The organism is Rhizobium sp. NLR22b, assembly GCF_019685295.1.
Taxonomy (GTDB): Bacteria; Pseudomonadota; Alphaproteobacteria; order Rhizobiales; family Rhizobiaceae; genus Rhizobium.
This window is the reverse complement of record NZ_JABDWM010000002.1, coordinates 372,313-395,712: the sequence shown is the minus strand read 5'-3', so window position 1 is coordinate 395,712 and position 23,400 is coordinate 372,313. Positions and strand designations below refer to the sequence as shown.

General features: G+C 62.1%; 22 protein-coding genes and 1 pseudogene. 14 read left to right on the top strand and 9 right to left on the bottom strand.

Annotated elements, in window-relative coordinates; genetic code table 11:
* Positions 1-98 precede the first annotated feature (98 nt).
* Complete coding sequence (locus tag HJC00_RS05555) at positions 99-293, bottom strand: Flp family type IVb pilin (RefSeq protein ID WP_210632327.1); 195 nt, start codon at positions 291-293, stop codon at positions 99-101.
* A 255-nt stretch (positions 294-548) separates the two neighbouring features.
* Between HJC00_RS05555 and HJC00_RS05550 the strand changes: the two genes are divergently transcribed.
* Positions 549-1,085 carry a prepilin peptidase gene (locus HJC00_RS05550; RefSeq protein WP_210632326.1) on the top strand — a complete coding sequence of 179 codons (537 nt, stop codon included), beginning with the start codon at positions 549-551 and terminating at the stop codon, positions 1,083-1,085.
* Between the two features lies 1 nt (position 1,086).
* On the opposite strand, the gene HJC00_RS05545 is transcribed toward HJC00_RS05550, so the two are convergent.
* Both HJC00_RS05545 and HJC00_RS05540 read right to left on the bottom strand, forming a co-directional pair.
* Complete coding sequence (locus tag HJC00_RS05545) at positions 1,087-1,287, bottom strand: hypothetical protein (RefSeq protein ID WP_210632325.1); 201 nt, start codon at positions 1,285-1,287, stop codon at positions 1,087-1,089.
* A 63-nt stretch (positions 1,288-1,350) separates the two neighbouring features.
* On the bottom strand, positions 1,351-1,974 hold the full coding sequence (locus HJC00_RS05540) for a TetR/AcrR family transcriptional regulator (protein ID WP_221124036.1): 624 nt from the start codon (positions 1,972-1,974) through the stop codon (positions 1,351-1,353).
* Between the two features lie 126 nt (positions 1,975-2,100).
* On the opposite strand from HJC00_RS05540, the gene HJC00_RS05535 reads away from it, so the two are divergent.
* The gene (locus HJC00_RS05535; RefSeq protein WP_210632323.1) at positions 2,101-2,316 is read left to right on the top strand and encodes a hypothetical protein; all 216 of its coding nucleotides are present in this window, start codon (positions 2,101-2,103) and stop codon (positions 2,314-2,316) included.
* A gap of 51 nt (positions 2,317-2,367) precedes the next feature.
* On the opposite strand, the gene HJC00_RS05530 is transcribed toward HJC00_RS05535, so the two are convergent.
* The gene (locus HJC00_RS05530) at positions 2,368-2,895 is read right to left on the bottom strand and encodes a winged helix DNA-binding protein (protein ID WP_210632322.1); all 528 of its coding nucleotides are present in this window, start codon (positions 2,893-2,895) and stop codon (positions 2,368-2,370) included.
* A gap of 85 nt (positions 2,896-2,980) precedes the next feature.
* Between HJC00_RS05530 and HJC00_RS05525 the strand changes: the two genes are divergently transcribed.
* Positions 2,981-6,592: a hydantoinase B/oxoprolinase family protein gene (locus HJC00_RS05525; RefSeq protein WP_221163733.1), complete on the top strand. Its 3,612-nt coding sequence runs from the start codon at positions 2,981-2,983 to the stop codon at positions 6,590-6,592.
* Here HJC00_RS05525 and HJC00_RS05520 read toward each other — a convergent pair.
* Positions 6,589-7,446 (bottom strand): SDR family oxidoreductase, encoded by an 858-nt coding sequence (locus tag HJC00_RS05520; protein WP_221145054.1) that lies wholly within the window; start codon positions 7,444-7,446, stop codon positions 6,589-6,591. The genes HJC00_RS05525 and HJC00_RS05520 overlap by 4 nt on opposite strands.
* A 79-nt stretch (positions 7,447-7,525) precedes the next feature.
* Between HJC00_RS05520 and HJC00_RS32335 the strand changes: the two are divergent.
* Positions 7,526-7,639, top strand: a pseudogene (locus HJC00_RS32335) (VapC toxin family PIN domain ribonuclease); the annotation flags it as partial.
* Positions 7,640-7,803: 164 nt separating this feature from the next.
* On the top strand, positions 7,804-8,643 hold the full coding sequence (locus tag HJC00_RS05515; RefSeq protein ID WP_210632319.1) for an IclR family transcriptional regulator: 840 nt from the start codon (positions 7,804-7,806) through the stop codon (positions 8,641-8,643).
* A 20-nt stretch (positions 8,644-8,663) separates the two neighbouring features.
* On the opposite strand, the gene HJC00_RS05510 is transcribed toward HJC00_RS05515, so the two are convergent.
* The gene (locus HJC00_RS05510; RefSeq protein ID WP_221163732.1) at positions 8,664-9,878 is read right to left on the bottom strand and encodes an amidohydrolase/deacetylase family metallohydrolase; all 1,215 of its coding nucleotides are present in this window, start codon (positions 9,876-9,878) and stop codon (positions 8,664-8,666) included.
* 164 nt (positions 9,879-10,042) lie between these two features.
* Positions 10,043-10,912, bottom strand: a complete 870-nt coding sequence (locus HJC00_RS05505; RefSeq protein ID WP_210632317.1) for a sigma-70 family RNA polymerase sigma factor — start codon at positions 10,910-10,912, stop codon at positions 10,043-10,045.
* 108 nt (positions 10,913-11,020) lie between these two features.
* Between HJC00_RS05505 and HJC00_RS05500 the strand changes: the two genes are divergently transcribed.
* Complete coding sequence (locus tag HJC00_RS05500) at positions 11,021-11,479, top strand: carboxymuconolactone decarboxylase family protein (protein ID WP_210632316.1); 459 nt, start codon at positions 11,021-11,023, stop codon at positions 11,477-11,479.
* A 66-nt stretch (positions 11,480-11,545) separates the two neighbouring features.
* Here HJC00_RS05500 and rhaI read toward each other — a convergent pair whose 3' ends face one another.
* Together rhaI and HJC00_RS05490 are read right to left on the bottom strand one after the other, a co-directional pair.
* Positions 11,546-12,838: an L-rhamnose catabolism isomerase gene (gene rhaI, locus HJC00_RS05495; RefSeq protein WP_210632315.1), complete on the bottom strand. Its 1,293-nt coding sequence runs from the start codon at positions 12,836-12,838 to the stop codon at positions 11,546-11,548.
* Positions 12,839-13,050: 212 nt separating this feature from the next.
* Positions 13,051-15,147: a bifunctional rhamnulose-1-phosphate aldolase/short-chain dehydrogenase gene (locus HJC00_RS05490; protein ID WP_210632314.1), complete on the bottom strand. Its 2,097-nt coding sequence runs from the start codon at positions 15,145-15,147 to the stop codon at positions 13,051-13,053.
* Positions 15,148-15,343: 196 nt separating this feature from the next.
* On the opposite strand from HJC00_RS05490, the gene HJC00_RS05485 reads away from it, so the two are divergent.
* The 8 genes from HJC00_RS05485 (at position 15,344) to HJC00_RS05450 (ending at position 23,347) form a co-directional block, all read left to right on the top strand.
* A complete protein-coding gene (locus HJC00_RS05485; RefSeq protein ID WP_210632313.1) occupies positions 15,344-16,156 on the top strand; it encodes a DeoR/GlpR family DNA-binding transcription regulator in 813 nt (270 codons plus the stop codon).
* Between the two features lie 48 nt (positions 16,157-16,204).
* Positions 16,205-17,200, top strand: coding sequence for a rhamnose ABC transporter substrate-binding protein (gene rhaS, locus HJC00_RS05480; RefSeq protein ID WP_064808509.1), 996 nt, complete (start codon positions 16,205-16,207; stop codon positions 17,198-17,200).
* 74 nt (positions 17,201-17,274) lie between these two features.
* On the top strand, positions 17,275-18,810 hold the full coding sequence (locus tag HJC00_RS05475) for a sugar ABC transporter ATP-binding protein (RefSeq protein ID WP_221163731.1): 1,536 nt from the start codon (positions 17,275-17,277) through the stop codon (positions 18,808-18,810).
* A 10-nt stretch (positions 18,811-18,820) separates the two neighbouring features.
* Positions 18,821-19,810 (top strand): ABC transporter permease, encoded by a 990-nt coding sequence (locus HJC00_RS05470; protein ID WP_210632311.1) that lies wholly within the window; start codon positions 18,821-18,823, stop codon positions 19,808-19,810.
* Positions 19,807-20,817: an ABC transporter permease gene (locus HJC00_RS05465; protein ID WP_210632310.1), complete on the top strand. Its 1,011-nt coding sequence runs from the start codon at positions 19,807-19,809 to the stop codon at positions 20,815-20,817. The genes HJC00_RS05470 and HJC00_RS05465 overlap by 4 nt, the downstream gene beginning before the upstream one ends.
* Positions 20,814-21,134 (top strand): L-rhamnose mutarotase, encoded by a 321-nt coding sequence (gene rhaM, locus HJC00_RS05460; RefSeq protein ID WP_210632309.1) that lies wholly within the window; start codon positions 20,814-20,816, stop codon positions 21,132-21,134. Before HJC00_RS05465 ends, rhaM begins: the two co-directional genes overlap by 4 nt.
* Positions 21,131-22,504, top strand: a complete 1,374-nt coding sequence (locus tag HJC00_RS05455; protein ID WP_221145048.1) for an FGGY-family carbohydrate kinase — start codon at positions 21,131-21,133, stop codon at positions 22,502-22,504. The genes rhaM and HJC00_RS05455 overlap by 4 nt, the downstream gene beginning before the upstream one ends.
* Before the next feature lie 84 nt (positions 22,505-22,588).
* Positions 22,589-23,347 carry a fumarylacetoacetate hydrolase family protein gene (locus HJC00_RS05450; protein WP_221145046.1) on the top strand — a complete coding sequence of 253 codons (759 nt, stop codon included), beginning with the start codon at positions 22,589-22,591 and terminating at the stop codon, positions 23,345-23,347.
* Positions 23,348-23,400: the final 53 nt, after the last annotated feature.

Here is a 23,400-nt window from a genome sequence, read left to right as displayed (position 1 = left end):
GCGGTTACTCGCTACACTGGACGGAGTGCATCCATTCATTATTTCTAATTTAGAAGAGAGGGGTTAACAAAAACCCCTCCCTTCGTCGAACGCCAATATCAGGCCGGGACAGCCAGCGCGGTCGTGAACCACCCTGCCCATGCCGTCCAGACCGCACTCAGATTGGTGCCGGCCAGTGTCACCGCCGTGATCACCCCGCCAACCAGCAAGGCAAGCAGAATGAGGTATTCGGTAAGTGCGACGCCATCTTCTTCCCGCGCGAAAGCGCGTACGCTATTTACAAATGCTTTCATCGAGAATTACCTCCCAGGTAAGTGGTGCGCCGTATTTCCCCGGCACTTTGTCGTCGAGACCGCCCCTTCGACTGGAAATATTAATAATCTGTTAATTCTAATTTAGTCAAATCTTTTGTAGGCGAACGGGCGATATCTATACTTTATGGTTAAAACTGGGATGAAAGAACCGGCCGTAAAAATCGACAATTTTGCCGTAATCGAGTGAACCTAGCCTACACAATAAGCTTAAAATAGCCGAAAAGGTCGAAGCCTATGCTGCAAATGGTCAATGTTACTAGTTCTCTTGCAGTATTTCTTTTTCTCTACGCGGCCTGGACCGATTTCCGTACATGGAAAATCCCCAATGCCGTCGTGCTGGCGCTCGTAACACTTTGTGCACTGCGGGCAGTGGCCTTGATACTTGGCTCGGATGATGTCGGCGCGGCGCTGTTTGCCTCGAGCGGAATCGGCGGCGACATCGCGGCCGGTCTGCTGATGTTCATGCTTGGGGTGGCTCTCTGGGCGTTCCGCCTGTTTGGCGCAGGAGACGCCAAGCTTTTCCTGCCGATCGGCCTTTTTATCGGCTGGCACGGAATGATGCCGTTCGCGGTGCTGCTGCTTGTCCTCGGCATCGTGACGCTGCTGGTCCTGCGGCTGCCGGTGCCGCTGGCAGTCGCGCATCTCGCCTTTTTCATACGTATCGAGGAAATTCGGGCGAGCCGGAAGATACCCTATGGCGTCATCATGGTTTTCGCGACGCTCCTGACCATGGCTTTGCCCATGATCCGACAGCAGTTGCAGCTTCGGTGACCTACCCCGAAAAGGCTCTGTCCGACCTGTTCTCCAGCGCGGCGATCTCCTCGGAGACCTCGCTCAATCGCTGACGCAGGTCGCTGTCGGTGCCGTCATCGACCTCTTCCTCGCCAAAACAATAGCGCGCCTCGTGAAGCTCGAGCTTGGCTTCGAGCTCGGCGCGTCTGGCATATAGCCGCTTGAGATAGACGTGGTTCATCTCCCGGTCTCCACATCGTCCGGTGATGGGAAAACGATGTGGAGGCGGTAAGGTTCCGGTCTATCAGGTGAAAGAAGCGATCGCTGCTCTGCAGGCCTTGGCGAAATGGCCGCAACAGCCGGCGGCGCCCATCGTTTGGCGACTGACGCGCGCGCCTTCGAGCAGCAGCGTCAGCGTATCGGCAAGAAGTTGAGGTTCGCGCGCACCGGCTGCCGAACAGAGCGCGGCGAGGCGATCGCGTTGTTCGGCCTTGTGCCGTTCGATCACTTCATGGGCGGGATGACCCTCCCCCTTGAGCTCGATGGCGGCGTTGGCGAGATCGCAGCCAGCGGGCTCGCCGTTCAGACACTGCGCCCGCATCTCCACCCAGGCGCCGAGCTGGGCGCGGGGATCGCCGGGATGGGCGGCCTCCAGATCGCGCCAGATGGCATTGGCCTTTTCGGAGGCGCGCCGCAACGTCTCGCAGACGAGTTCGTCCTTCGAGCCGAAATGCCGGTAGAGCGTCATCTTGTTGGTCAGGGCGGCGTCGGCGATGGCATCGACGCCAATGCCGCGGATGCCGCGCTCGCGGAAAAGCTCCACGGCCGTCGAGACGATGCGCTCCCGCGGCGGGATGCGATCTTCTGAAACGGTTGCGGAGATTTCATTCGAAGTTTCTGATTTTTTTGCGGACGAAGTCCTTGACATCAATGTGACCGATCGGTAACAACAGCATTGTTACTTACCGGTAACACCACAGGCCGCGAAAGTCAACGCAGAGGGTTGGCGGCGGATGTGGAACACGGGCGACCGCCCACGAAAGGAGGACAAGCCATGAGAAAGACCAGAGACGACCTGACGATATCCGAAGCCCTTCGCGACCCCCTGATCGCCATGGTGTTGCGCGCCGACGGCGTGAAGCTTGAGGACTTCAAGCAACTCCTGGAGACGGCCGCCGACAAAGGTCAACCGCGCCCGACGCCGGTGGGCAAGATGATCGGAGCGCTTGCGAGCCGCGCCAATCTGCCGGCCATCCCCTGCTTCGGCTGAAAAGCCGCTTGAACCCGGGGGATCTCTCCCTGCCCCCGACAAGGGCTGTCGTCATAAAGAGGCGGCGGCCCTTGCTGCTTGATCGTAGTGGCCGGAAAGTGCCCTCAGCATCGCTGCCACTGCCGATGTCGAGCCGGCATCGAGCCCGAGCCCCTTCATTGATTCCACCAGCAACGCTTCGCGCACCGCACGGTATCTCAGGCAGGTTTCAACGCCCTTGTCGGTAGCGATGATCAACTTCTCCTTGCCTGCCCGCGCGCTTTTCACGAGGCCGCGCTTTTCCAGCTTCTTGAGCGCATAAATCACCAGATGCGTATCCTCGACGCCGAGCACGCTGCAGAGATCGCCGAGCCGCTTCGGCCGCCGCCGGTGCGCCACCGAATGCAGCACCAGCACGTCGATCGCAGCGCAGCCGGGTTCGCCCGCCGCCGTCATGCAGCGCACCATCCAGCGGTCGAAGGCATTGCCGGCGAGGATGAGCCCAAATTCCAGTTCCGACAGAACGGGAAGCGCGCCGTCGGCGAGATGCGAGGAGGAGACGATCGGCCCGATTTCCGGTTGCCCGCATTCATCTGCCATTCCATCCCTCCACGATCAACAGCTCAACGTTGACATTTTATCGATAAATCGTCAATGATTTTTCAATTCAACGGGAGGCCGGACGATGAGCGGGCAGTGGGATTTCTGGATCGATCGCGGCGGCACCTTCACCGATATCGTCGCCCGCCGCCCCGACGGCTCGCTCGTCGCGAACAAGCTGCTTTCGGAAAATCCGGAAGCCTATCGCGACCCGGCGGTTCATGGCATCCGCGAATTGCTCGGCCTCAAGCCCGGCCAGACGATCCCTTCCGAGCTCATCGGCACCGTGAAGATGGGAACGACGGTCGCCACCAATGCACTTCTCGAACGCAAGGGTGATCCGACCCTGTTGGTGACGACGAAGGGCTTTCGCGATGCGCTGGAGATCGGCTATCAGGCGCGCGCCGACATCTTCGCCAAGAAAATCGTCAAACCGGAACTGCTCTACGCCGATGTGATCGAGGCCGACGAGCGCGTACTGGCGGACGGCACGGTGGAACGCCCGCTCTTAGAAGATGATCTGCGGCACGCGCTTGAAGCCGCCTATGCGCGGGGACTGCGCGCCGTCGCAATCGTTTTCATGCATGCCTACCGCTATCCCGAGCACGAACAGCAGGCCGCCGCCATCGCGCGCGCCATCGGCTTCACGCAGATCTCGCCCTCGCATGTGGTTTCACCGCTGATCAAGCTTGTCGGCCGCGGCGACACGGCCGTCGTCGATGCCTATCTATCCCCGGTTCTCCGGCGCTATGTCGATCAGGTCGCCGTCGAGCTCGGCGCGGTCGAAGGAAAGGGCCCGAAGCTGATGTTCATGCAGTCCTCGGGCGGACTGACCGACGCGCATCTCTTCCAGGGAAAGGATGCAATCCTCTCCGGACCCGCGGGCGGGGTGGTCGGCGCGGTCGAGGTCTCGCGCATCGCCGGTTTCGACAGGATGATCGGCTTCGACATGGGCGGCACCTCGACGGACGTTTCGCACTATGACGGCGAGCTGGAACGCGCTTTCGAGACCGAGGTCGCCGGTGTGCGCATGCGCGCGCCGATGATGAAGATCCATACCGTCGCAGCCGGCGGCGGCTCGATCCTGAGCTATGACGGTTCACGCTTCCGCGTCGGCCCGGAGTCGGCGGGTGCCACGCCCGGCCCGAAATCCTATCGCCGCGGCGGGCCGCTTGCTGTTACTGATGCAAATATCATGACGGGCAAGCTGCTGCCGGAGTTCTTCCCCACAATCTTCGGGCCGGAGCAAGACCAGCCGCTCGACGCCGAGGCGGTGCGCGCCGCCTTTGCCGAGATGGCGCAGGATATCGGCGGCGGCCGGACGGCGGAAGAGGTGGCCGACGGCTTCCTCGCTATCGCTGTCGAGAATATGGCCAACGCCATCAAGAAGATCTCCGTCCAGCGCGGTTACGACGTTTCCGACTATGCGCTCACCTGTTTCGGCGGCGCCGGCGGCCAGCATGCCTGCCTGGTCGCCGACAGCCTCGGCATGAAAACGGTGCTGATCCACCCCTTCTCCGGCATTCTTTCGGCCTATGGCATGGGGCTCGCCGATATCCGCGCCACACGCCAGCGCGCGGTGCTGGCCGAACTAGCCGCCGCCCTGCCGGCGATCGGCGGTATCCGGACCGAACTGGAGAAAGAGGTGCGCAGGGAACTGATGCTGCAGGGCGTCGAAGCCGGCGACATGGAGGTCGTCATCCGGCTGCACCTGCAATATAAGGGCACCGACACCGCCCTGCCCGTCGCCTTCGGGCCGCAGGAGGAGATGACGCAAGCCTTTGCCGCCGCCCACAAGAAGCAGTTCGGCTTCATCTTCGAAGACCGGCCTGTCGTCGTCGACTCCATCGAAGTCGAAGGCATCGGCGGCGGCGCCGATGTCGAGGAGATGAACGTGCAGGCGGGGAGCTTCGCACCGCAAGCGCTGCGCACGACCCGCTTCTATTCCGGCGGAAGCTGGCATGAGGCCGGCATTTTCAGGCGTGATGCGCTGAAGCCGGGTGCAGTCGTCAAGGGGCCGGCCCTCATCATCGAAGCGCATCAGACGATCGTCGTCGAGACCGGCTGGCAGGCGCGCCTGACCGGCCACGACCATATCGTTCTCACCCGCGAGATCGCGCTTTCCCGCAATTCGGCGATCGGCACCAGCGCCGACCCCGTCATGCTCGAAGTCTTCAACAATCTGTTCATGGCGATCGCCGAGCAGATGGGCGTGACGCTGCAGAACACTGCTCACTCGGTCAATATCAAGGAGCGGCTCGATTTCTCCTGCGCCGTCTTCGACCGCACCGGCGCACTCGTCGCCAATGCGCCGCATATGCCCGTGCATCTGGGATCGATGGATCGCTCGGTCGAAACGATCATCCGGCTCAACGAAGGCCGCATTCGACCGGGCGATGTCTTCGCGCTCAATGCGCCTTACAACGGCGGCACGCATCTGCCCGACATCACCGTCGTCACGCCGGTGTTCGACGACGCCGGCGAGACCATCCTGTTTTACGTCGCCTCGCGCGGCCATCATGCCGACATCGGCGGCAAGGCACCTGGTTCGATGACGCCGCGGGCGACCAAGGTCGATGAGGAAGGCGTGCTGATCGACAATTTCCTGCTGGTCGACAAAGGCCGTTTCCGTGAGAGCGAATTTGCGGCAATGCTGCGGGACCATCCCTACCCCGCCCGCAACCCGGCCCAGAACCTCGCCGACGTGAAGGCGCAGATCGCGGCCAACGAAAAGGGCGTTCAGGAACTGCGCAAGATGGTCGCCCATTTCGGGCTCGACGTCGTCGAAGCCTATATGGGCCATGTCCAGGACAATGCCGAGGAGAGCGTTCGCCGGGTGATCGCCCGCCTCAGCGACAGCGAATTCTCCTATCCCACCGATCAGGGCGCCGTCATCAAGGTGAAGATCACCGTCGACCGGAAGGCGCGCGAGGCAACGGTCGATTTCACCGGCACGAGCGCCCAGCAACCGACCAATTTCAATGCGCCGGAACCGGTGACGCGCGCCGCGGTGCTCTATGTATTTCGCGTCATGGTCGAGCAGCCGATCCCGATGAATGCCGGCTGCCTGCGGCCGATCCGGATCGTCGTGCCGGACGGATCGATGCTGCGCCCGGCCTATCCGGCCGCCGTCGTCGCCGGCAATGTCGAGACCAGCCAGCATGTGACGAATGCGCTCTTCGGGGCGCTCGGAACGCTGGCAGCCGCCCAAGGGTCGATGAACAACCTGACCTTCGGCAACGTCACCTACCAATATTACGAGACAATCTGCTCCGGCGGCCCCGCCGGCCTGCTCAATGACGGCACCGGCTTCAGCGGCGCCGACGGCGTGCACACCCATATGACCAACTCACGGCTGACCGATCCCGAGGTGCTGGAATTCCGCTTTCCCGTCGTGCTGGAAGATTTTCACATCCGCCGCGGCTCCGGGGGCAAGGGCCAATATAGTTCCGGCGGCGGGACCGAGCGCACCATCCGCTTCCTGCAAGCGATGGATTGCAGCATTCTCTCCTCGCACCGAACGATCCGGCCTTTCGGCCTCTTCGGCGGGGAAGACGGGCAATTGGGAAAAACGGAGGTTCGTCGCAGCGACGGCACGGTCGAAAGGCTGGAAGGCTGCGACCAGGCAATGCTCGCCGCCGGCGACGCCGTGATCGTCACGACGCCGACCGGCGGCGGCTACGGCAAACCGGTTTAGAGGATCGGTTTGCCACCGGTGACCGCGATTGTCGTGCCCGAGACATAGCTCGACAAGGGATCGGCCAGCATGACATAGGCCGTGGCCAGTTCGGCCGGCTGGCCCGGCCGCTTCATCGGCACCTGCTTGCCGAAATTGCTGACGCTATCTTCGGGCAGCGTCGACGGGATGAGCGGCGTCCAGATCGGGCCCGGCGCCACGGCATTGGCGCGAATGCCCTTCTCGGCCAGAAGCTGGGCCAGGCCGGCGGTGAAATTCTGGATCGCACCCTTCGTGGTGGCATAGGCAAGCAGCGTCGGGTTCGGATTGTCCGCATTGATCGAGGCCGTATTGATGATGGAGCTGCCGGGCTTCATATGGGCGACGGCCGCCTTTGTCAGGTAGAACATCGCGTGGATGTTGACCTTGAAGGTCAGCTCCCACTCCTCGTCGCTGATCTCGTCGATGCTCTTGAAGCTTGCCTGGTGCGCGGCATTGTTGACGAGAATGTCGATACCACCGAGCTCCTTGACCGCCGTCTCGACAATTTGCCGGCAATGGGCCGGATCCTGGATGTCGCCACTGACGAGCACGGCCTTGCGCCCCGCCTGTTCAACGAGCCGCTTCGTCTCGTCGGCATCCTCATCCTCGTCAAGATAGGAGATCACCAGATCTGCGCCTTCCCGGGCATAGGCGATTGCCACTGCCCGGCCGATGCCGCTGTCGCCACCGGTAATGATCGCCCGCTTGCCCTTGAGCCGTTCGGATCCGCGATAGGTTTTTTCACCATGGTCGGGAACCGGATCCATCTGTGCCGTGAAACCCGGCATCGGCTGTTTCTGGGATGGGAAAGGGGGTGTTGGATATTGTGTCATTATAGCCTCCTGAGTTGAGGGACAAACTCAGGCTGCGGCTGGTTGTTCCAACGGCGTTGCGGCCAGATCGCTTTTCAATCTCGGTCTTCGTGCCGGTGACGCACTGCATCTCGCCGTCGCAATCGGTAGCGACGCCACGCTCGTCACGCTCGACAAGGGGCTGGCAAAAGCCTGGAGCATCATCGGAGCGCGTCTGCCTGTTATGAGGTCGGCGGTCGGCGGATGCGGATATCACGCAGTCTCCCGGTTCCACCGCCACCACATCCGCACAGACGATCAACCTACAAGATGTTGCGATTTGCCACAGCGACCATTGTGCCATAGTAATGTAATATGGCTGCAGTGTTCATGAGGTGCATGGAATTGGACGGAAAGACATCGCCCGCAGTTTACTCCGAAGATGAGAGCCTTGCCGGCGAAGCCGGCGGCAAGGGCACGCGCCGCGCCCGCGTCAGCGGCATCGACCGCGCTCTTCAGGTGATCGATCATCTCTATGAGACAGGATCGCCGGCCGGCGTCTATGCCATCGCCAAGGCGGTGAAGGCGCCGCTATCGACGGTCTACGTCATCGTCGACGACCTCGTCGAGAAGAACATGCTGACGCGCCAGGCGGACGGCTCGATCTGGCTCGGCGCCCGGCTTTATCACTATGGTCTCGCCTATGCGCGATCTCTGGATTTCATGAGCATTGCCACTCATGAAATGCACGATCTCTGTCGCCAGGCCGGCGAAACCGTGCAGGTCTGCGGCCGTGACGGCGATTACATGCTGGTGCTTGCCATGGCCGACGGTCCGAGCCATTTCCAGGTGGCGTCGCGCGTCGGCACCCGGGTGCCGCTCAACTGGACGGCATCAGGCCGCCTGCTCGTCGGCCACCTCCCCGAAGAGGAACGCATCGAGCTTTTCAAACGCTGCGCCCGCTCATCACCGACCGGCCGCGCCGAGATCGATCCGAGCACCCTGTCGGAAGCGGCCGGCAAGGCCTTCGAGGCGCGCCTGTCGATCCAGGCCGGAGAATCCGACTATGCGGTCGCCTGCATCGCCTCGCCGATCTGCGATCGCGCCGGCCAGTGCGTCGCCACCATTTCGATCGTGCTGCCTGAGCAGAAGGCCTTTTCCGATGAGAACCATTATACGGCGCATGTGCGCAATTCGGCGGAACGGATCGAAAAACTGATGGGTTGGCGCAACCGCTGACACCTGCCGCGCCACCGGATTTATCTGTAGGAATAGCCGTGGCTGTGACGCACGAGCCTGCGCGCCCGCGGCACGTACCGGCTGGCTGTGAACGCTTCGGCGCCCATCACCGCAAAGCGCGGCTCGAACAGCTTGCTGAGGACCGAGACATCGCCATTGGAATCCGTTGCTTCGAGCCCGGAATCGACGAGGTCGAAAATCGTGAATTCGGCTGGCGCGCCGACGGAAAGTCGGTTCTCCATCGGCAGCTTGATGACGGAGGCCGGCGCATGGGTGACGGCTTCCACGACCTTGTCGAAGGGCATGCCGACGCTGAGCAGCTTCGACATCGTCGTTGCCAGATCCCAGACCGGAAAGTTCATCGAATGGCCGTGCAGATCGGTCGAGATCGAGAACGGCAGAAGCCCGCGCGCGATCGCCGCTTCGGCGACCTTGAAGGAGAAGGAGGCGCCGCCATGGCCGATGTCGAGGCGGATGCCTTCGGAGGCGCAGCGCTCGGCGAGATTGAAAAGATCCTCGTCCTCCATGATGCTCGAACCGGCCTTGCCGTTGAAGCAGTGGGTGACGACGTCGCCGGGGCCGAGAATTTCGAGCACTTCGTCGTAAAGTGCCGGCGGTTCGCCGACATGGACCATCATCGGCACTTTCAGGATCTTGGCGATCTTCTTGCCGAGCTTGACGGGAGTGACGCCCCAGGAGCCGGTGATGACGTGGCTGGCGCGCACCTTGATGCCGACGATGTGCTCGCTGTTTTCGGCGTAGACTTCGAGAATCCGGTCGAGATCGATATCCCTGATATCCCTGAGCTCGGCGACGCGGTTGCAGGCGACGAGGCCGATCGAGCCGAGGTTCAGGAAGGCCTTGATGCGTTCGCGTGAGGGCTCGATGATATACTCGCGGAAGCCATGGAAATTTGCCTCGCCGGCCGAACCGGCGTCGACCAGGGTGGTGACGCCGCGCTCGAGACCGCATTCGGAGGGGCGGATGGAGATATCGGTGCCGCCATGCCAGATGTGTACGTGTAGATCGATCCAGCCCGGCGAAATGAAGGCACCCTTGCCGTCGACTCGTGTCACATCCTCAGAGGCCGGAAGCGACGGACCAATCCCGGCGATGCGGCCGTCAGCATTGACGAGAATGTCGATCACCCCCTCGGATGCGCCCGCACCGAACGCCATCGGTCTGACATTGGTGAGGAGAAGTGGCTTCTTCGTCCGGTCGCCCGATATGATCATATTTCCAAATTCCATAGTTATGCTATATAAATCCTTATAATAGAATAAAGCCGAAGAGACTGCTGTCAAGAGAAATGAAGCGTCGCTAGCCGCACGGCAGTGGCGGCAGCGCGCTCGTTCTCAACCGCGCTCCCGCCAAGGAGCGGCAAATTTTTCCAGCGATTTCAATCTCGCAGGATTGAGTAGTCAAGCCGTTCGAGGTGGTCGGGATCGGCGATGGCTTCGATGGCCGCAATCCTGTCTCCGGCGATGGTAAACGCTACTACGACGCGAATCTGACCCGCGATGCGCACGACGAAGCCAAGCTCGCCGTCGACGATGGCGATCTCTGCCGCCTGCGCCCGGCCCTTGAACAACTCTGCCACTTCGGATGCGCCGCGCGTTTCGCCGAAGGCCCCGAAACGCGCCGCCGTCGCGTCCAGCCGAAACACGACATCTGGGGCGAGCACGGCAATCAGCGCCTGCAGATCACCGCTGCGCGAAGCCGTTAGAAAGGCCTCCGCAATCGTTCGCTTGCGGCCGAGATCGACATCCGGCGTCTCGTCCACGCCCTGCACCCTGCGGCGGGCACGGCTCGCGAGCTGACGGGCGGCGGCGGATGATCGGCCGATAATCGGCGCGATTTCGTCGAAGGGAAGATCGAACATGTCGTGCAGCACGAAGGCAACCCGTTCGGCAGGCGCCAGCGTCTGCAACACGACGAGCAGCGCCACGCCCACCGAATCGGCGAATGCGGCGTCGCGCTCCGGATCCTTGGCAGGATCGGCGATCGCTGCATGGACTGGCATCTCCAGCGGCTCCTCGCGCCGGGTCTTGCGGGCACGCAGCATATCGAGGCAGATACGAGCCACCACCGTCGTCAGCCAGCCGCCGAGATTGCCGACGTCAGTCCTATCCGCACGGGTGAGCCGCAGCCAAGCCTCCTGAACGGCGTCTTCGGCCTCGCTGCGCGAGCCGAGCATGCGATAGGCGGCCGCTTTCAGATGCGCCCGGTTCGCCTCGAATTGATCGGCCAGCCAATTATTCTCGTTCATCCGTCACATTCCTTCGCTGCGTTCCGTCACATCAATGACGAATGAAACCGGGCCGGTGTGACAGCGCCGGCGGATCGTCGCACCCTGAACGCATCAAGGAGACATATCATGCAGGAGAGAATGGGAAATCCCGCCCTCGTGCTTCCACAAGCCATGCAGGCGCTCAATGCACTCGGCAAGGTGCCGACCGAAACGGGCCTTTCGCCAAAGCTGCTCGAACTCGTCAATCTGCGCGCCAGCCAGATCAACGGCTGCAGCGTCTGCATCGATGGTCATTGGCGCATTGCCCGCAAACACGGTGAGACGGATGAGCGGCTCTTTGCCGTCGCCGGCTGGCGCGACGCCCCCTATTATAGCGATGCCGAGCGAGCAGCCCTTGCGCTGACCGAGGCTGTGACCCGCACCAGCGACCGCGCCGACCCGGTGCCGGACGAGATCTGGGACGAGGCGACCCGGCATTATGACGGCCGCAGCCTTGCGGCTCTCGTCATCGCCATCGCCAACATCAATGTCTGGAACCGGTTGAACATCGCAACCCGTCAGATCGCCGGCGCCTGGAAACCGTGATCGGCGATTGCCGGCAGCGTTTCACCCCGCGCTGCCGGCGACCACACTTCTATTCAGCCCGGCAGCTCAGATGATGCCGCCGCCGCCGGCAACCGATGCCGGACGCTCGGCCGCCACCTTTTTGCGGTAGCCACTGGCGCGGTAGGCGGCGATCGGGTCGATCGCCCCGCCGGCGCGACGGCGCGCCTCGGCAAGGATCGGTTCGACATCGGCGCGATAGGCGCGCTTCAGCGTTTCCGACGCCATCAGCGCGTCATTGTCCTGCTGATAGCCCTCGAGCGCCTTGCGATCGACGAGGAGCGCCTGCGCATAGGCGCGGCGGATTTCGTTGGCGCTGTTGATCAGGCTCTCGATCGGATCGGTGACATTGTGGGACTGGTCGATCATATGCGCCGGATTGAAATCGTTGACGCCGCGCTGCTCGGCATCGACCAGCTCGTTGAACACCAGGAACAGCCGATAGGGATCGATTACGCCGGCATCGAGATCGTCGTCGCCATATTTCGAATCGTTGAAGTGGAAGCCGCCGAGCTTCCCGAACTGGATCAGGCGGGCAACGATCATCTCGATATTGGTGTTCGGCGCATGGTGGCCGAGATCGACAAGGCAATGGGCCTTGGGGCCGAGCGTCTGGGCGATCAGATAGTTGGTGCCCCAGTCCTGTACGATCGTCGAATAGAAGGCCGGCTCATACATCTTGTGCTCGGAGAACAGCTTCCAGTCGTCGGGCAGCGCCTTGTAAATGTCGGCCATCGAGGCGAGGTAACGCTCGAATGCCTTGGTGAAATTGCTCTGGCCGGGGAAGTTCGATCCGTCGCCGATCCAGACCGTCAGCGCTTTGGAGCCGATCGCCTTGCCGATCTCGATGCATTCGAGATTGTGCTCCACCGCCTGCGCGCGCGTCGCCGCGTCGGTGTGGCTGAGAGAGCCGTATTTGTAGGAATGGGCCTGTCCCGGCGCGTCGGAGAAGGTGTTCGAATTCATCGCGTCGAAGCCGAGGCCGAGCGCATCGCCCTTGGCCTTCAATTCCTTGGCGTCCGCCTTGTCCCAGGGAATATGCAGCGAGACGGTCGGTGTCGCCTGCGTCAGCTGATTGATGACGGCGCAATCGTCGAGCTTGTCGAAGATGCCGCGTGGCTCGCCGGCGCCCGGGAAGCGGGCAAAGCGCGTGCCGCCGGTGCCGACACCCCAAGAAGGAACGGCGACGAAGAATTCCGCGACCCTGCGGGTGATGGCTTCGATATCGACGCCGCGGCGCGCAAGTATGGCGCCCAGCGCCTCATAATCGGCTTTCAGTGCGGCTGCCCGCTTGTCGTTCTCGCTCGCGACGAGATCCTGCGCGATCCTGAACTCGGCCATTTTGTCCTCCCGGTTCTGCAATTTCTACATTGGAACTGCCGTGGGGCCGCCCCTCATCCGCCTGCCGGCACCTTCTCCCCGTTGTGAGGGGCAGAAGGGAATATGCCGCGCCGTCTCTGTCCTACTCCAACATTTCGTTGGGCAAGTCCCCTCTCCCCGTCATGACGGGGAGAGGGTTAGGGTGAGGGGCAGACGCATCCGCCCGTCAAAAATCACCGCGTAAAGCTCTGCACGTTGCCGGCGTCGACATTGATGATATTGCCGGTTGATTTTGCCGAAAGGTCCGATGCGAGGAAGTAGATCGCCTCGGCGATATCCTCCGGAAACACGTTGAGCTTCAGCATCGAACGCTTGCGGTAATGTTCCTCGAGATCATCGACCTCGATCTTCGAGGAGGCGGCGCGCTGCTCGCGCCATTCGCCGCTCCAGATCTTCGAACCGCGCAGCACCGCATCCGGGTTGACAGTGTTGACGCGGATGCCGGCATCCGCGCCTTCCAGCGCCAGGCAGCGGGCGAGATGGATTTCGGCGGCCTTTGCCGTGCAATAGGCAGACGCGTTCGGCGAAGCGGCAAGGCCGTTCTTCGAGGCAACGAAGACAATGTTGCCGCCGAGCGCCTGGCGGCGGAACAGACGGAACGCCTCCCGCGAGACAAGGAAATAGCCAGTCGCCAGAATGTCGATATTGCGGTTCCAGGTCGAAAGCTCGGTGGCTTCGATCGGCGCGGAGGAGGCAATGCCGGCATTCGAGACGAGGATATCGACGCCGCCGAATTCGACCGAAGCTTCCGCGAAGGAGGCGATCACCGCATCTTCCTTGGTAACGTCGAGCCGGACGCTGCGCACGGCATCAGCACCGTATTTCTTGACGAAGTCGGCCTCTGTGCTTTCGAGTGCTGCCTGATCGATATCGGCAAGCACCACGCAGGCGCCCTCGCCGACAAGGCGGGCGGCCGTCGCCCGGCCGATGCCGCCGGCGCCGCCGGTGACGAACGCCACCCGGCCGGCAAGGCTCTTCGGCTTCGGCATGCGCTGGAGCTTCGCCTCTTCCAGCAGCCAGTATTCGATATCGAAGGCTTCCTGCTCCGGCAGGCCCCGATATTCCGAAACCGTCGAGGCACCGCGCATGACGTTGATGGCGTTGACGTAGAATTCGCTGGCGATGCGCGCCGTTGCCTTGTCGCGGGCAAAGGACAGCATGCCGACGCCGGGAACGAGGAAGATGACGGGATTGGCGTCGCGCATCGCGGGCGAATTGTCATGCTTGCAGTCGTTGTAATAGCGGGCGTAATCGGCGCGGTAATCCTCCAGCGCCTGGTCGAGGCCGGCGACGATCGCGTCGACATCCGGCTTGGCCGGGTCGAAATCGACGATCAGCGGGCGGATCTTGGTGCGCAGGAAATGGTCGGGGCAGCTGGTGCCGAGCGCGCCGAGCGGCCGCAGATCTCGGGAATTGACGAATTCGAGCACGGCGTCCTGATCATCGAAATGACCGAGCTTGCGCTCCTGCTTGCCGATCCGGCCGCGGATCTCCGGCATCAGCCGGGCGGCGATAGCGCGGCGCTCGGCGACGGGCAGGCTCTGGGTCAGTGCACCGCCGAAAATCGTCTTGCCTTCGGTCTTTTCGGCAAACCAGACGATCGCCTTGTTGATGATGTCGAGTGTCAGCTCGTAGCAGGCCTTGGCGTCATTCGCCCAGGTGAAGAGGCCGTGGCTTTCGAGCACGACGCCCTTGGCGTTCGGGTTCGCCTTGACGAAGGCTTCGAGATCGAGGCCGAGCTGGAAGCCCGGACGGCGCCAGGGCAGCCAGCCGATCTCGTCACCGAAGATCTGCTTGGTCAATTCCCTGGAGTTCTTCGAGGCGGCAATGGCGATGATCGCGTCGGGATGCATGTGGTCGACATGGGTGAACGGCACAAAGCCGTGCAGCGGCGTGTCGATCGAGGCGGCACGGCCATTCAGGTTGAAGGTGCAGTGCGGCAGGAAGCCGACCATGCGGTCTTCGTCCTCGACGCCCTTGTAGATTGATTTCAGCGATTCCAGCTTGTCCTGGTAGAGGGTCGCAAAACCATCGAGCTTGATAGTGCCGACGTCGCCGCCCGAGCCCTTGACCCAAAGGACCATGACCTTGCCGCCGGTTAGGGGATCGGTTTCCATCACCTTCGCCGAGGTATTGCCGCCGCCGTAATTGGTGATGCGCTTGTCGGCGCCGAGCAGATTGGAGCGATAGAGCAGCTTGCCGGGCTCATCGAGGCCCGCCGCATAACCATCATCCCACCGGTTTTCCAGAAGCCGGACGTTCGCCGCCATATCATCCTCCCATATAGGCTTGTCAGGCACCGCGATCAGCGAGCCCTTTCGCTCAAGGTATCGCGCATCATAAATGCGCTTGTCAATCGAAAACGGTCAAAATCGCTTATGCTGCATCGCAATATGGAAATTTATGATCGTTTGTGATTGACAGGCTTTAACAGATACGAAATATATATGACAAGAGGAGGAGCCAATGCACGAACGCGAACGTCATCGCATCATCTTAAGCGCCGTTCAGGAAAAGTCCGTCGTGACGATCCAGGACATTTCCGAATTGACGGAAGCTTCTGAAGCGACAATCAGGCGTGACATTGCGGCTCTTCACGTGCAGGGCAAGATCCGCCGTGTCCGCGGCGGCGCGGAGGCGGTGCATCCGCCGCAGCTCGGCAATCTCGCCGGCCGGCCCTTCCGGGTTTCAGAATCAGTCAACATCGATAAAAAACGCGCAATTGCGCGCGCCGCCGTCGAACTTTGCGAGGCCGGCGACGCCATCATCATCAATGGCGGCACGACCACTTTCCAGATGGTGCATTACATGGCCGGCCACCGCCTGCAGGTGATGACCAACTCTTTTGCCATCGCCGAACATCTGGTCAAGCATTCCAAAAACACCGTGACGGTGCCGGGCGGCGCGATCTATCGCGAGCAGAGCCTGATCCTGTCGCCCTTCGACAACGACGCGATCCGCAATTTTTATGCGCGGCGCATGTTCATCGGCGCGCAGGGTGTCGGCCCGCTCGGCATCATGGAGGCCGACGCCCTCATCATCCAGAGCGAGCAGAAGCTGATGCACCAGGCCGACGAACTCGTCGTGATGGTCGATTCCAGCAAGTTCAATCGGCGGTCGAGCCTCATTCTCTGCGCGCTCGACCGTGTTTCTGCGATCATCACCGATGACGGGATTTCAGAAGAGGCAGCTCGCATGGTCGAGAATGCCGGCGTCCGGCTTATTGTCGCGACCCCGGTGGCGCAGCTTGCGAAGGAGGATTCCTCGTCGGTCGCATGAGGCGCCGCCGAGGTGTGGAAGTCTAAATCTTAATGGGAGGAAAGTGACATGAAATTCGCAAAGACACTGGCGCTCGGCGCAGCGCTCGCCATCGCCATGATGGCCGGCACTGCCAGCGCCAAGGACATCAAGATCGGCCTCGTCGTGAAGTCGCTCGGCAACGGTTTCTTCGACGCCGCCAACAAGGGTGCCCAGGAAGCCGCCAAGGAACTCGGCGGCGTGGAAGTGATCTACACCGGTCCGACATCGACGACGGCCGAAGGCCAGATCGAAGTGATCAACTCGCTGATCGCTCAAGGCGTCGATGCCATCGCCGTTTCGGCCAACGATCCCGACGCGCTTGTTCCGGCGCTGAAGAAGGCAACCCAGCGCGGCATCAAGGTCATCTCGTGGGATTCCGGCGTCGCACCGGAAGGCCGTATCCTGCAGCTCAACCCCTCCTCCAACGAGCTGATCGGCAAGATGTGCCTGACGCTCGCCAAGGATCATCTCGAAGGCGGCAAGGGTGACTTCGCCATCCTGTCGGCAACGACCACCTCGACCAACCAGAACATCTGGATCGACCAGATGAAGAAGCAGCTCAAGGATTTCCCGGGCCTCAACCTCGTCACCACGGTTTACGGCGACGACCTCTCGGACAAGTCCTATCGTGAAGCCGAAGGCTTGCTGAAGTCCAACCCGAACGTCAAGGTCATCGTCGCCCCGACAACGGTCGGCGTTCTCGCCGCTTCCAAGGTTGTCGAAGACAAGGGCCTTGTCGGTAAGGTCTACGTCACCGGCCTCGGCCTGCCGTCCGAAATGGCCGGCGCGATCAAGTCTGGCGCGACAAAGGAATTCGCCATCTGGAACCCGATCGACCTCGGCTACTCCGCCACCCAGATCGCCTACCGCCTCGTCAAGGGCGAGACCGACGGCAAGCCGGGCAGCGAAATCAATGCTGGCCGCATGGGCAAGATCAAGGTCGGCGACAACGGCGAAGCCGCCATGGCCGATCCCTTCGTCTACAATGCCTCGAACATCGACCAGTTCTCCAAGGTCTTCTGATCCGAAGCAGCTCTATAAAAGCCCGGCGGCCTGTTAGCCGCCGGGATTTCTCATTCGACACTGGTAGAAAGCCGATGAACGCCGCCTTTCAACAATCCGTCACGGACAGCAAAACCGGCAATGCCCCCGCCATTCTGGAAATGCGCGGCATCTCCCAGATCTTTCCCGGCGTGAAAGCGCTCGACAATGTCAGCATCGCGCTTCACCCCGGCACGGTCACGGCGCTGATCGGCGAAAACGGCGCCGGCAAGTCGACACTCGTCAAGATCCTGACCGGCATCTACAGGCCGAACGAAGGCGAGATCCTGGTTGACGGCCGGACAGTGACCTTCGCGAGCGCCCAGGCGGCGATCGATGCCGGCGTCACCGCCATCCACCAGGAAACCGTGCTGTTCGACGAGCTGACGGTTGCCGAAAACATCTTCCTCGGTCATGCGCCGCGCACGCGCTTCCGCACCATCGACTGGCAGATGATGAACAGCCGCTCGAAGACGCTGCTGACGGCGCTTGAAAGCAATATCGATCCGACGATCCGGCTGAAGGACCTCTCGATCGCGCAACGCCACCTGGTGGCGATTGCCCGCGCTCTGTCGATCGAGGCCCGCATCGTCATCATGGACGAGCCGACGGCCGCCCTTTCCCGCAAGGAGATCGACGATCTCTTCCGCATCATCAAGGGCCTGAAGGAACAGGACAAGGCGATCCTCTTCATCAGCCACAAGTTCGACGAGCTTTACGAGATCGCCGACGATTTCGTCGTCTTCCGCGACGGCCGCGCTGTCGGCCGGGGTAAGCTCAAGGAAACACCGCAGGACGAAATCGTCCGCATGATGGTCGGCCGTGACGTCGAAAACGTCTTTCCGAAGATCGATGTCGCGATCGGCGGCCCGGTGCTCGACGTGGAAAAATACAGCCACCGCACCGAATTCCGCGATATTTCGCTGACCCTGCGCAAGGGTGAGATTCTCGGCATTTACGGCCTGATCGGCGCCGGACGATCGGAACTCGCGCAATCGCTCTTCGGCATCACCAGGCCGCTCTCCGGCAGGTTGACGCTGGAAGGCCGGGAAATTTCGATCAGCTCGCCGCATGACGCCATCAAGGCCGGCATCGTCTATGTGCCGGAAGAGCGCGGCCGCCACGGCCTGGCGCTGCCGATGCCGATCTACCAGAACATGACGCTGCCGTCGCTGACGCGCACCTCGCGCAAGGGCTTCCTGCAGGCGGCGGAAGAATTCGCGCTCGCCCGAAAATATGCCGAGCGGCTGGATCTGCGCGCCGCCGCCCTCTCCGTGCCGGTCGGCACGCTGTCGGGCGGCAACCAGCAGAAGGTCGTCATCGGCAAGTGGCTCGCCACCATGCCCAAGGTCATCATCCTCGATGAGCCTACAAAGGGCATCGACATCGGCTCGAAAGCCGCCGTCCACGGCTTCATCAGCGAGCTTGCCGCAGAGGGCCTCTCGATCATCATGATCTCTTCCGAGCTGCCCGAGATCATCGGCATGTCGGACCGCGTTCTGGTGATGAAGGAAGGCCTGTCGGCCGGGCTCTTCGAGCGCGATCAGCTTTCGCCGGAGGCGCTGGTGCGCGCGGCGACCGGAAACGCATGAGGTGACGGGCATGGCCAAACTGATCAGAAAACGCGAAACCCTGCTCTTTGCCATCATCGTGCTGATGATTGGCATCTTCTCGACGCGGGCGGCCGATTTCGCCACACCGGATAATCTCGCCGGCATCTTCAACGACACAGCGATCCTCATCATTCTTGGCCTTGCCCAGATGACTGTTATCCTGACGAAATCGATCGATCTCTCGGTGGCCGCCAACCTTGCCTTTACCGGCATGGCGATCGCGATGATGAACGCCGCCTTTCCCGGCCTGCCGCTGATCGTGCTGATCCTCGCCGCGGTCGTGATCGGCGCTGCCCTCGGCACCATCAACGGCTTCCTCGTCTGGCGCCTGGAAATCCCGCCGATCGTCGTGACCCTCGGCACGCTCACCATCTATCGCGGCATGGCCTTCGTGCTCTCCGGCGGCGCCTGGGTGAACGCCCACCAGATGACGCCGACCTTCCTCGCCGTTCCCCGCACGCCGATCCTCGGCCTGCCGGTGCTGAGCTGGGTTGCGATCATCATCGTCGCGCTGATGTACATGCTGCTGCGCTACAGCCCGTTCGGCCGCTCGGCCTATGCGACCGGCGGCAATCCGACAGCTGCCGTCTATGCCGGCATCGATACCGGCCGCACGAAATTCCTCGCCTTCGTGCTCTCGGGCGCGCTCGCCGGCCTTTCCAGCTATTTATGGGTTTCGCGTTATGCGGTCGCCTATGTCGATATCGCCAACGGCTTCGAGCTCGACAGCGTTGCGGCCTGCGTCATCGGCGGCATCTCGATTGCCGGCGGCGTCGGCTCGGTCGCCGGCACCGTGCTCGGCGCGCTGTTCCTCGGCGTCATCAAGAACGCCCTGCCGGTCATCGGCATTTCGCCCTTCACGCAGATGGCGATCTCCGGCACCGTTATCATTCTCGCCGTCGTCTTCAACGCAAGGCGCGAGCGCAATCGAGGCCGCATCATCCTGCGTGACCGCGCAGCAGCGGAGGTCGCAGCATGAGCACCGTTTCTCCAACGCCCGAAAAACGGATCATTCCCGATCGGCTCGGCACGCCGTTCAAACGCATCATGTCGAGTTGGGAAGTGCTGCTCTTCGGCGTCGCCATCCTGATCTTCATCTTCAATTCCGTGGCCTCACCCTATTTCCTCGATGCCTGGAACCTCTCGGACGCCACTTTCAACTTCACCGAAAAGGCGATGATCGCCTTCGCCATGGCGCTGCTCGTCATCTCGGGCGAAATCGACCTCTCGGTCGCCGCGATCATCGCCCTCGCCTCGACGGCGATGGGGGCGGCGGCGCAACTCGGCGTCGGCACGCCGGGCCTGGTCGCGATCGGCATCGGCACCGGCCTTGCCTGCGGCATCTTCAACGGCGTGCTCGTTTCGGTGCTGAAACTGCCGTCGATTGTTGTCACCATCGGCACGATGAGCCTGTTCCGCGGCATTTCCTATATCGTGCTCGGCGACCAGGCCTACGGCAAGTACCCTTCCGATTTCGCCTATTTCGGCCAGGGCTACGTGTTCTGGGTGTTCTCCTTCGAATTCGTGCTGTTCTTCGTGCTGGCGATCCTCTTTGCCATCCTGCTGCATGCGACGAATTTCGGCCGGCAGGTCTATGCGATCGGCAACAATGATTTCGCCGCCCGCTTCTCCGGCATCCCGGTCGAGCGCGTCAAATTCATTCTCTTCCTGCTGACCGGCGTCATGAGCGGTGTTGCCGCCGTCTGCCTGACTTCGCGGCTCGGCTCGACCCGGCCGTCGATCGCCCAAGGCTGGGAACTCGAGGTCGTCACCATGGTCGTGCTCGGCGGTATCTCAATCCTCGGCGGCTCGGGCACGATCGGCGGCGTCGTGATCGCCGCCTTCGTCATGGGCCTCGTCACCTTCGGCCTCGGCCTGTTGAACGTGCCCGGCATCGTCATGTCGATCTTCATCGGCCTTCTCCTCATCATCACCATCGCGATTCCGATTATCGCCCGCCGCATCAAGCTCATGAGCTCCCGATGACCCTGGAAAAACACGCCTTCAAGATGCAGCTCAATCCCGGCATGGAAACCGAATACCGCAAGCGGCATGACGAGATCTGGCCGGAGCTGGTCGATCTGCTGCACCAGTCGGGCGCCAGCGACTATTCGATCCATCTCGACCGCGAGACCAACACGCTGTTCGGCGTGCTGACGCGGTCGAAGGACCACACGATGACGAGCCTGCCGGACCATCCGGTCATGAAAAAATGGTGGGCTCATATGGCCGATATCATGGCGACCAATCCGGATAATTCGCCTGTTCAAAGCGACCTCGTCACCCTCTTCCACATGCCATGACCACCAGTTCCTATCGCCGCATCGCCGTCCTCGATATCGGCAAGACCAATGCCAAGGTCGTCGTGCTCGACAGTGGGACAGGCGCCGAGATCGCCGTCCTGAAACGGCCGAACATCATGATCAAGACCGGCCTCTACCCGCATTATGATATCGAGGCGCTCTGGTCCTTCGCCCTCGACGCACTGAAAGGCCTGGCGCGGGACCCCGGCTTCGATGCCATTTCGATCACCACCCATGGCGCCGCAGCCGCGCTGCTCGACCGGGACGGTGCTCTCGCCATGCCCGTGATCGACTACGAGCATGAATATCCGGAGGACATCCGGGATGCCTATACGCGGCTGCGTCCTTCCTTCGAGGAAACCTTCTCGCCGCGCCTAGCAATGGGCCTCAATGTCGGCGCGCAGCTGCACTACCAGAAGACCGCCTTTCCCGAGGAATTCGCCCAGGTCGCGACCATCGTAACCTACGCGCAATATTGGGCGGCGCGGCTGACCGGCGTCGCCACCAATGAGCTGACTTCGCTCGGCTGTCACACCGACCTCTGGAACCCGAAAACATCAAGCTATTCCTCGCTCGTCGACAGGCTCGGCATCCGCGGTCTGATGGCGCCGATCCGCTCCGCCTTCGATGCGCTCGGCCCTGTCCTGCCTGATATTGCCGACGATATCGGCATCTCCGTGCCCGTCTATTGCGGCATCCACGATTCCAACGCCTCGCTGCTGCCGCACCTCGTCCATCGGCAAGCCCCTTTCGCCGTCGTCTCGACAGGCACCTGGGTCATCAGTTTCGGCGTCGGCGGCGATCTCGACCACCTCGATCCGAAACGCGATGCGCTTGCCAATGTCGACGCCTATGGCCGCGCCGTTCCCTCCTCGCGTTTCATGGGCGGGCGGGAATTCGATATCCTTTCGGCCGAAATCGGCCCTGTCGACGAAAAGGCCGCGCAGGCAGCGATCGGCGCCGTCATCGACAAGGGCATCATGCTGCTGGCCAATATCGCCCCCGGTTCGGGACCGTTTCCGGGCAAGGCAAGCCGCTGGATCGGCGCCGAAGACGCGAGCCGCGAGGAGCGTTTTGCCGCCAGCTGCCTCTATCTCGCGCTGATGACCGATGCATGTCTCGGACTGATCAGCGCCAAGGGCCCTGTCATCGTCGAAGGGCCTTTTGCCCTGAACGGAACCTATCTCAAGCTGCTCGCCGCCCTCACCGGCCGCGATGTCATCGCCCTTCCCGGCTCGACCGGCACCAGCCAGGGGGCCGCCCTTCTGACCGGCATCCGGCCGGTCTCCGGGGCGCAGACACATGTTCCGCCGACCGATATCCCCAGGCTCAAGGCCTATCGCGATCGCTGGTTCGCGGCGATGAAATAGCAGCTTTTCCCAGGCGCGCCCCTTGTTCCTCGCCGGCTTGCGGTTAGTAGTGTGGCACCTCCAAAATCAGGTCGAGGAGACAGCATGACAGAAGCATTCGATCCGCGCGCCCTCGCAGCCAGGCTTTACAGTCTGCGCCAAGCCGGCATACAGGAGGCGACCAGCGCCTTTCTGCCGCCAGCTGACCTCCATCAGGCGATGGAAGCCCAGCATTTCCTCGCCGCGGCCGATGGCATTTCCAGCAATGCATGGAAGGTGACGGTCTCGCCGCAAGGCCAGGCCGTCAGCGGTCCGCTGCATCCCTATGCCGAATCGGTCTTCGGTGCTGATATCCCCTGGTATCCCGGCTTGAAATTCGAAACCGAAATTGCTGTTCGCCTCGGCAATGACCTGCCGATCCGCACGGGTAAGCCGTACAGCCGCGCCGAAGTGGTCAAGGCGATCTCCACTGTCCATCTCGGCGCCGAACTGCTGCTCAGCGCGGTCAGGGAAAGCGGCAGCGTTTCCTTCCTGCTCTTTGCCGCCGACCGCCTCGGCAACAGCGGCTATGTGCTCGGTCCGAAGCTCGACAACAGCCTTGTCGATACCGCCGGCGGCACGCCGCTCAAGGTCACCCATGCCGGCCGCACCATCTATGACGGTCCGGCCCAGCATCCGAAGGGCGACGTTCTCACCTGGCTGGTCGACTACGCCAATGACGACTTGCGTCCGGAAACATCGCTGAAGGCAGGCGCGCTGATCACGACGGGCACGTTGAGCGGCGCCATCGAACTGTCTGAACCCGGCGAGATCGACATCCTCTTCGGCGACGCCAGGCTGAGTTTTTCGGTGTCGAAGACCTGATTGACGTCATTTCTGCCTGCGGCCTCGACAATGCCCGCGCTCCCGCTTTCTTG

Bases quoted from the DNA above. Each gene is read 5' to 3' on its own strand.
- HJC00_RS05555 (WP_210632327.1), bottom strand. From the start codon at position 293: ATGAAAGCATTTGTAAATAGCGTACGCGCTTTCGCGCGGGAAGAAGAT.
- HJC00_RS05550 (WP_210632326.1), top strand. From the start codon at position 549: ATGCTGCAAATGGTCAATGTTACTAGTTCTCTTGCAGTATTTCTTTTT.
- HJC00_RS05545 (WP_210632325.1), bottom strand. From the start codon at position 1,287: ATGAACCACGTCTATCTCAAGCGGCTATATGCCAGACGCGCCGAGCTC.
- HJC00_RS05540 (WP_221124036.1), bottom strand. From the start codon at position 1,974: ATGTCAAGGACTTCGTCCGCAAAAAAATCAGAAACTTCGAATGAAATC.
- HJC00_RS05535 (WP_210632323.1), top strand. From the start codon at position 2,101: ATGAGAAAGACCAGAGACGACCTGACGATATCCGAAGCCCTTCGCGAC.
- HJC00_RS05530 (WP_210632322.1), bottom strand. From the start codon at position 2,895: ATGGCAGATGAATGCGGGCAACCGGAAATCGGGCCGATCGTCTCCTCC.
- HJC00_RS05525 (WP_221163733.1), top strand. From the start codon at position 2,981: ATGAGCGGGCAGTGGGATTTCTGGATCGATCGCGGCGGCACCTTCACC.
- HJC00_RS05520 (WP_221145054.1), bottom strand. From the start codon at position 7,446: ATGACACAATATCCAACACCCCCTTTCCCATCCCAGAAACAGCCGATG.
- HJC00_RS05515 (WP_210632319.1), top strand. From the start codon at position 7,804: ATGGAATTGGACGGAAAGACATCGCCCGCAGTTTACTCCGAAGATGAG.
- HJC00_RS05510 (WP_221163732.1), bottom strand. From the start codon at position 9,878: ATGATCATATCGGGCGACCGGACGAAGAAGCCACTTCTCCTCACCAAT.
- HJC00_RS05505 (WP_210632317.1), bottom strand. From the start codon at position 10,912: ATGAACGAGAATAATTGGCTGGCCGATCAATTCGAGGCGAACCGGGCG.
- HJC00_RS05500 (WP_210632316.1), top strand. From the start codon at position 11,021: ATGCAGGAGAGAATGGGAAATCCCGCCCTCGTGCTTCCACAAGCCATG.
- rhaI (WP_210632315.1), bottom strand. From the start codon at position 12,838: ATGGCCGAGTTCAGGATCGCGCAGGATCTCGTCGCGAGCGAGAACGAC.
- HJC00_RS05490 (WP_210632314.1), bottom strand. From the start codon at position 15,147: ATGGCGGCGAACGTCCGGCTTCTGGAAAACCGGTGGGATGATGGTTAT.
- HJC00_RS05485 (WP_210632313.1), top strand. From the start codon at position 15,344: ATGCACGAACGCGAACGTCATCGCATCATCTTAAGCGCCGTTCAGGAA.
- rhaS (WP_064808509.1), top strand. From the start codon at position 16,205: ATGAAATTCGCAAAGACACTGGCGCTCGGCGCAGCGCTCGCCATCGCC.
- HJC00_RS05475 (WP_221163731.1), top strand. From the start codon at position 17,275: ATGAACGCCGCCTTTCAACAATCCGTCACGGACAGCAAAACCGGCAAT.
- HJC00_RS05470 (WP_210632311.1), top strand. From the start codon at position 18,821: ATGGCCAAACTGATCAGAAAACGCGAAACCCTGCTCTTTGCCATCATC.
- HJC00_RS05465 (WP_210632310.1), top strand. From the start codon at position 19,807: ATGAGCACCGTTTCTCCAACGCCCGAAAAACGGATCATTCCCGATCGG.
- rhaM (WP_210632309.1), top strand. From the start codon at position 20,814: ATGACCCTGGAAAAACACGCCTTCAAGATGCAGCTCAATCCCGGCATG.
- HJC00_RS05455 (WP_221145048.1), top strand. From the start codon at position 21,131: ATGACCACCAGTTCCTATCGCCGCATCGCCGTCCTCGATATCGGCAAG.
- HJC00_RS05450 (WP_221145046.1), top strand. From the start codon at position 22,589: ATGACAGAAGCATTCGATCCGCGCGCCCTCGCAGCCAGGCTTTACAGT.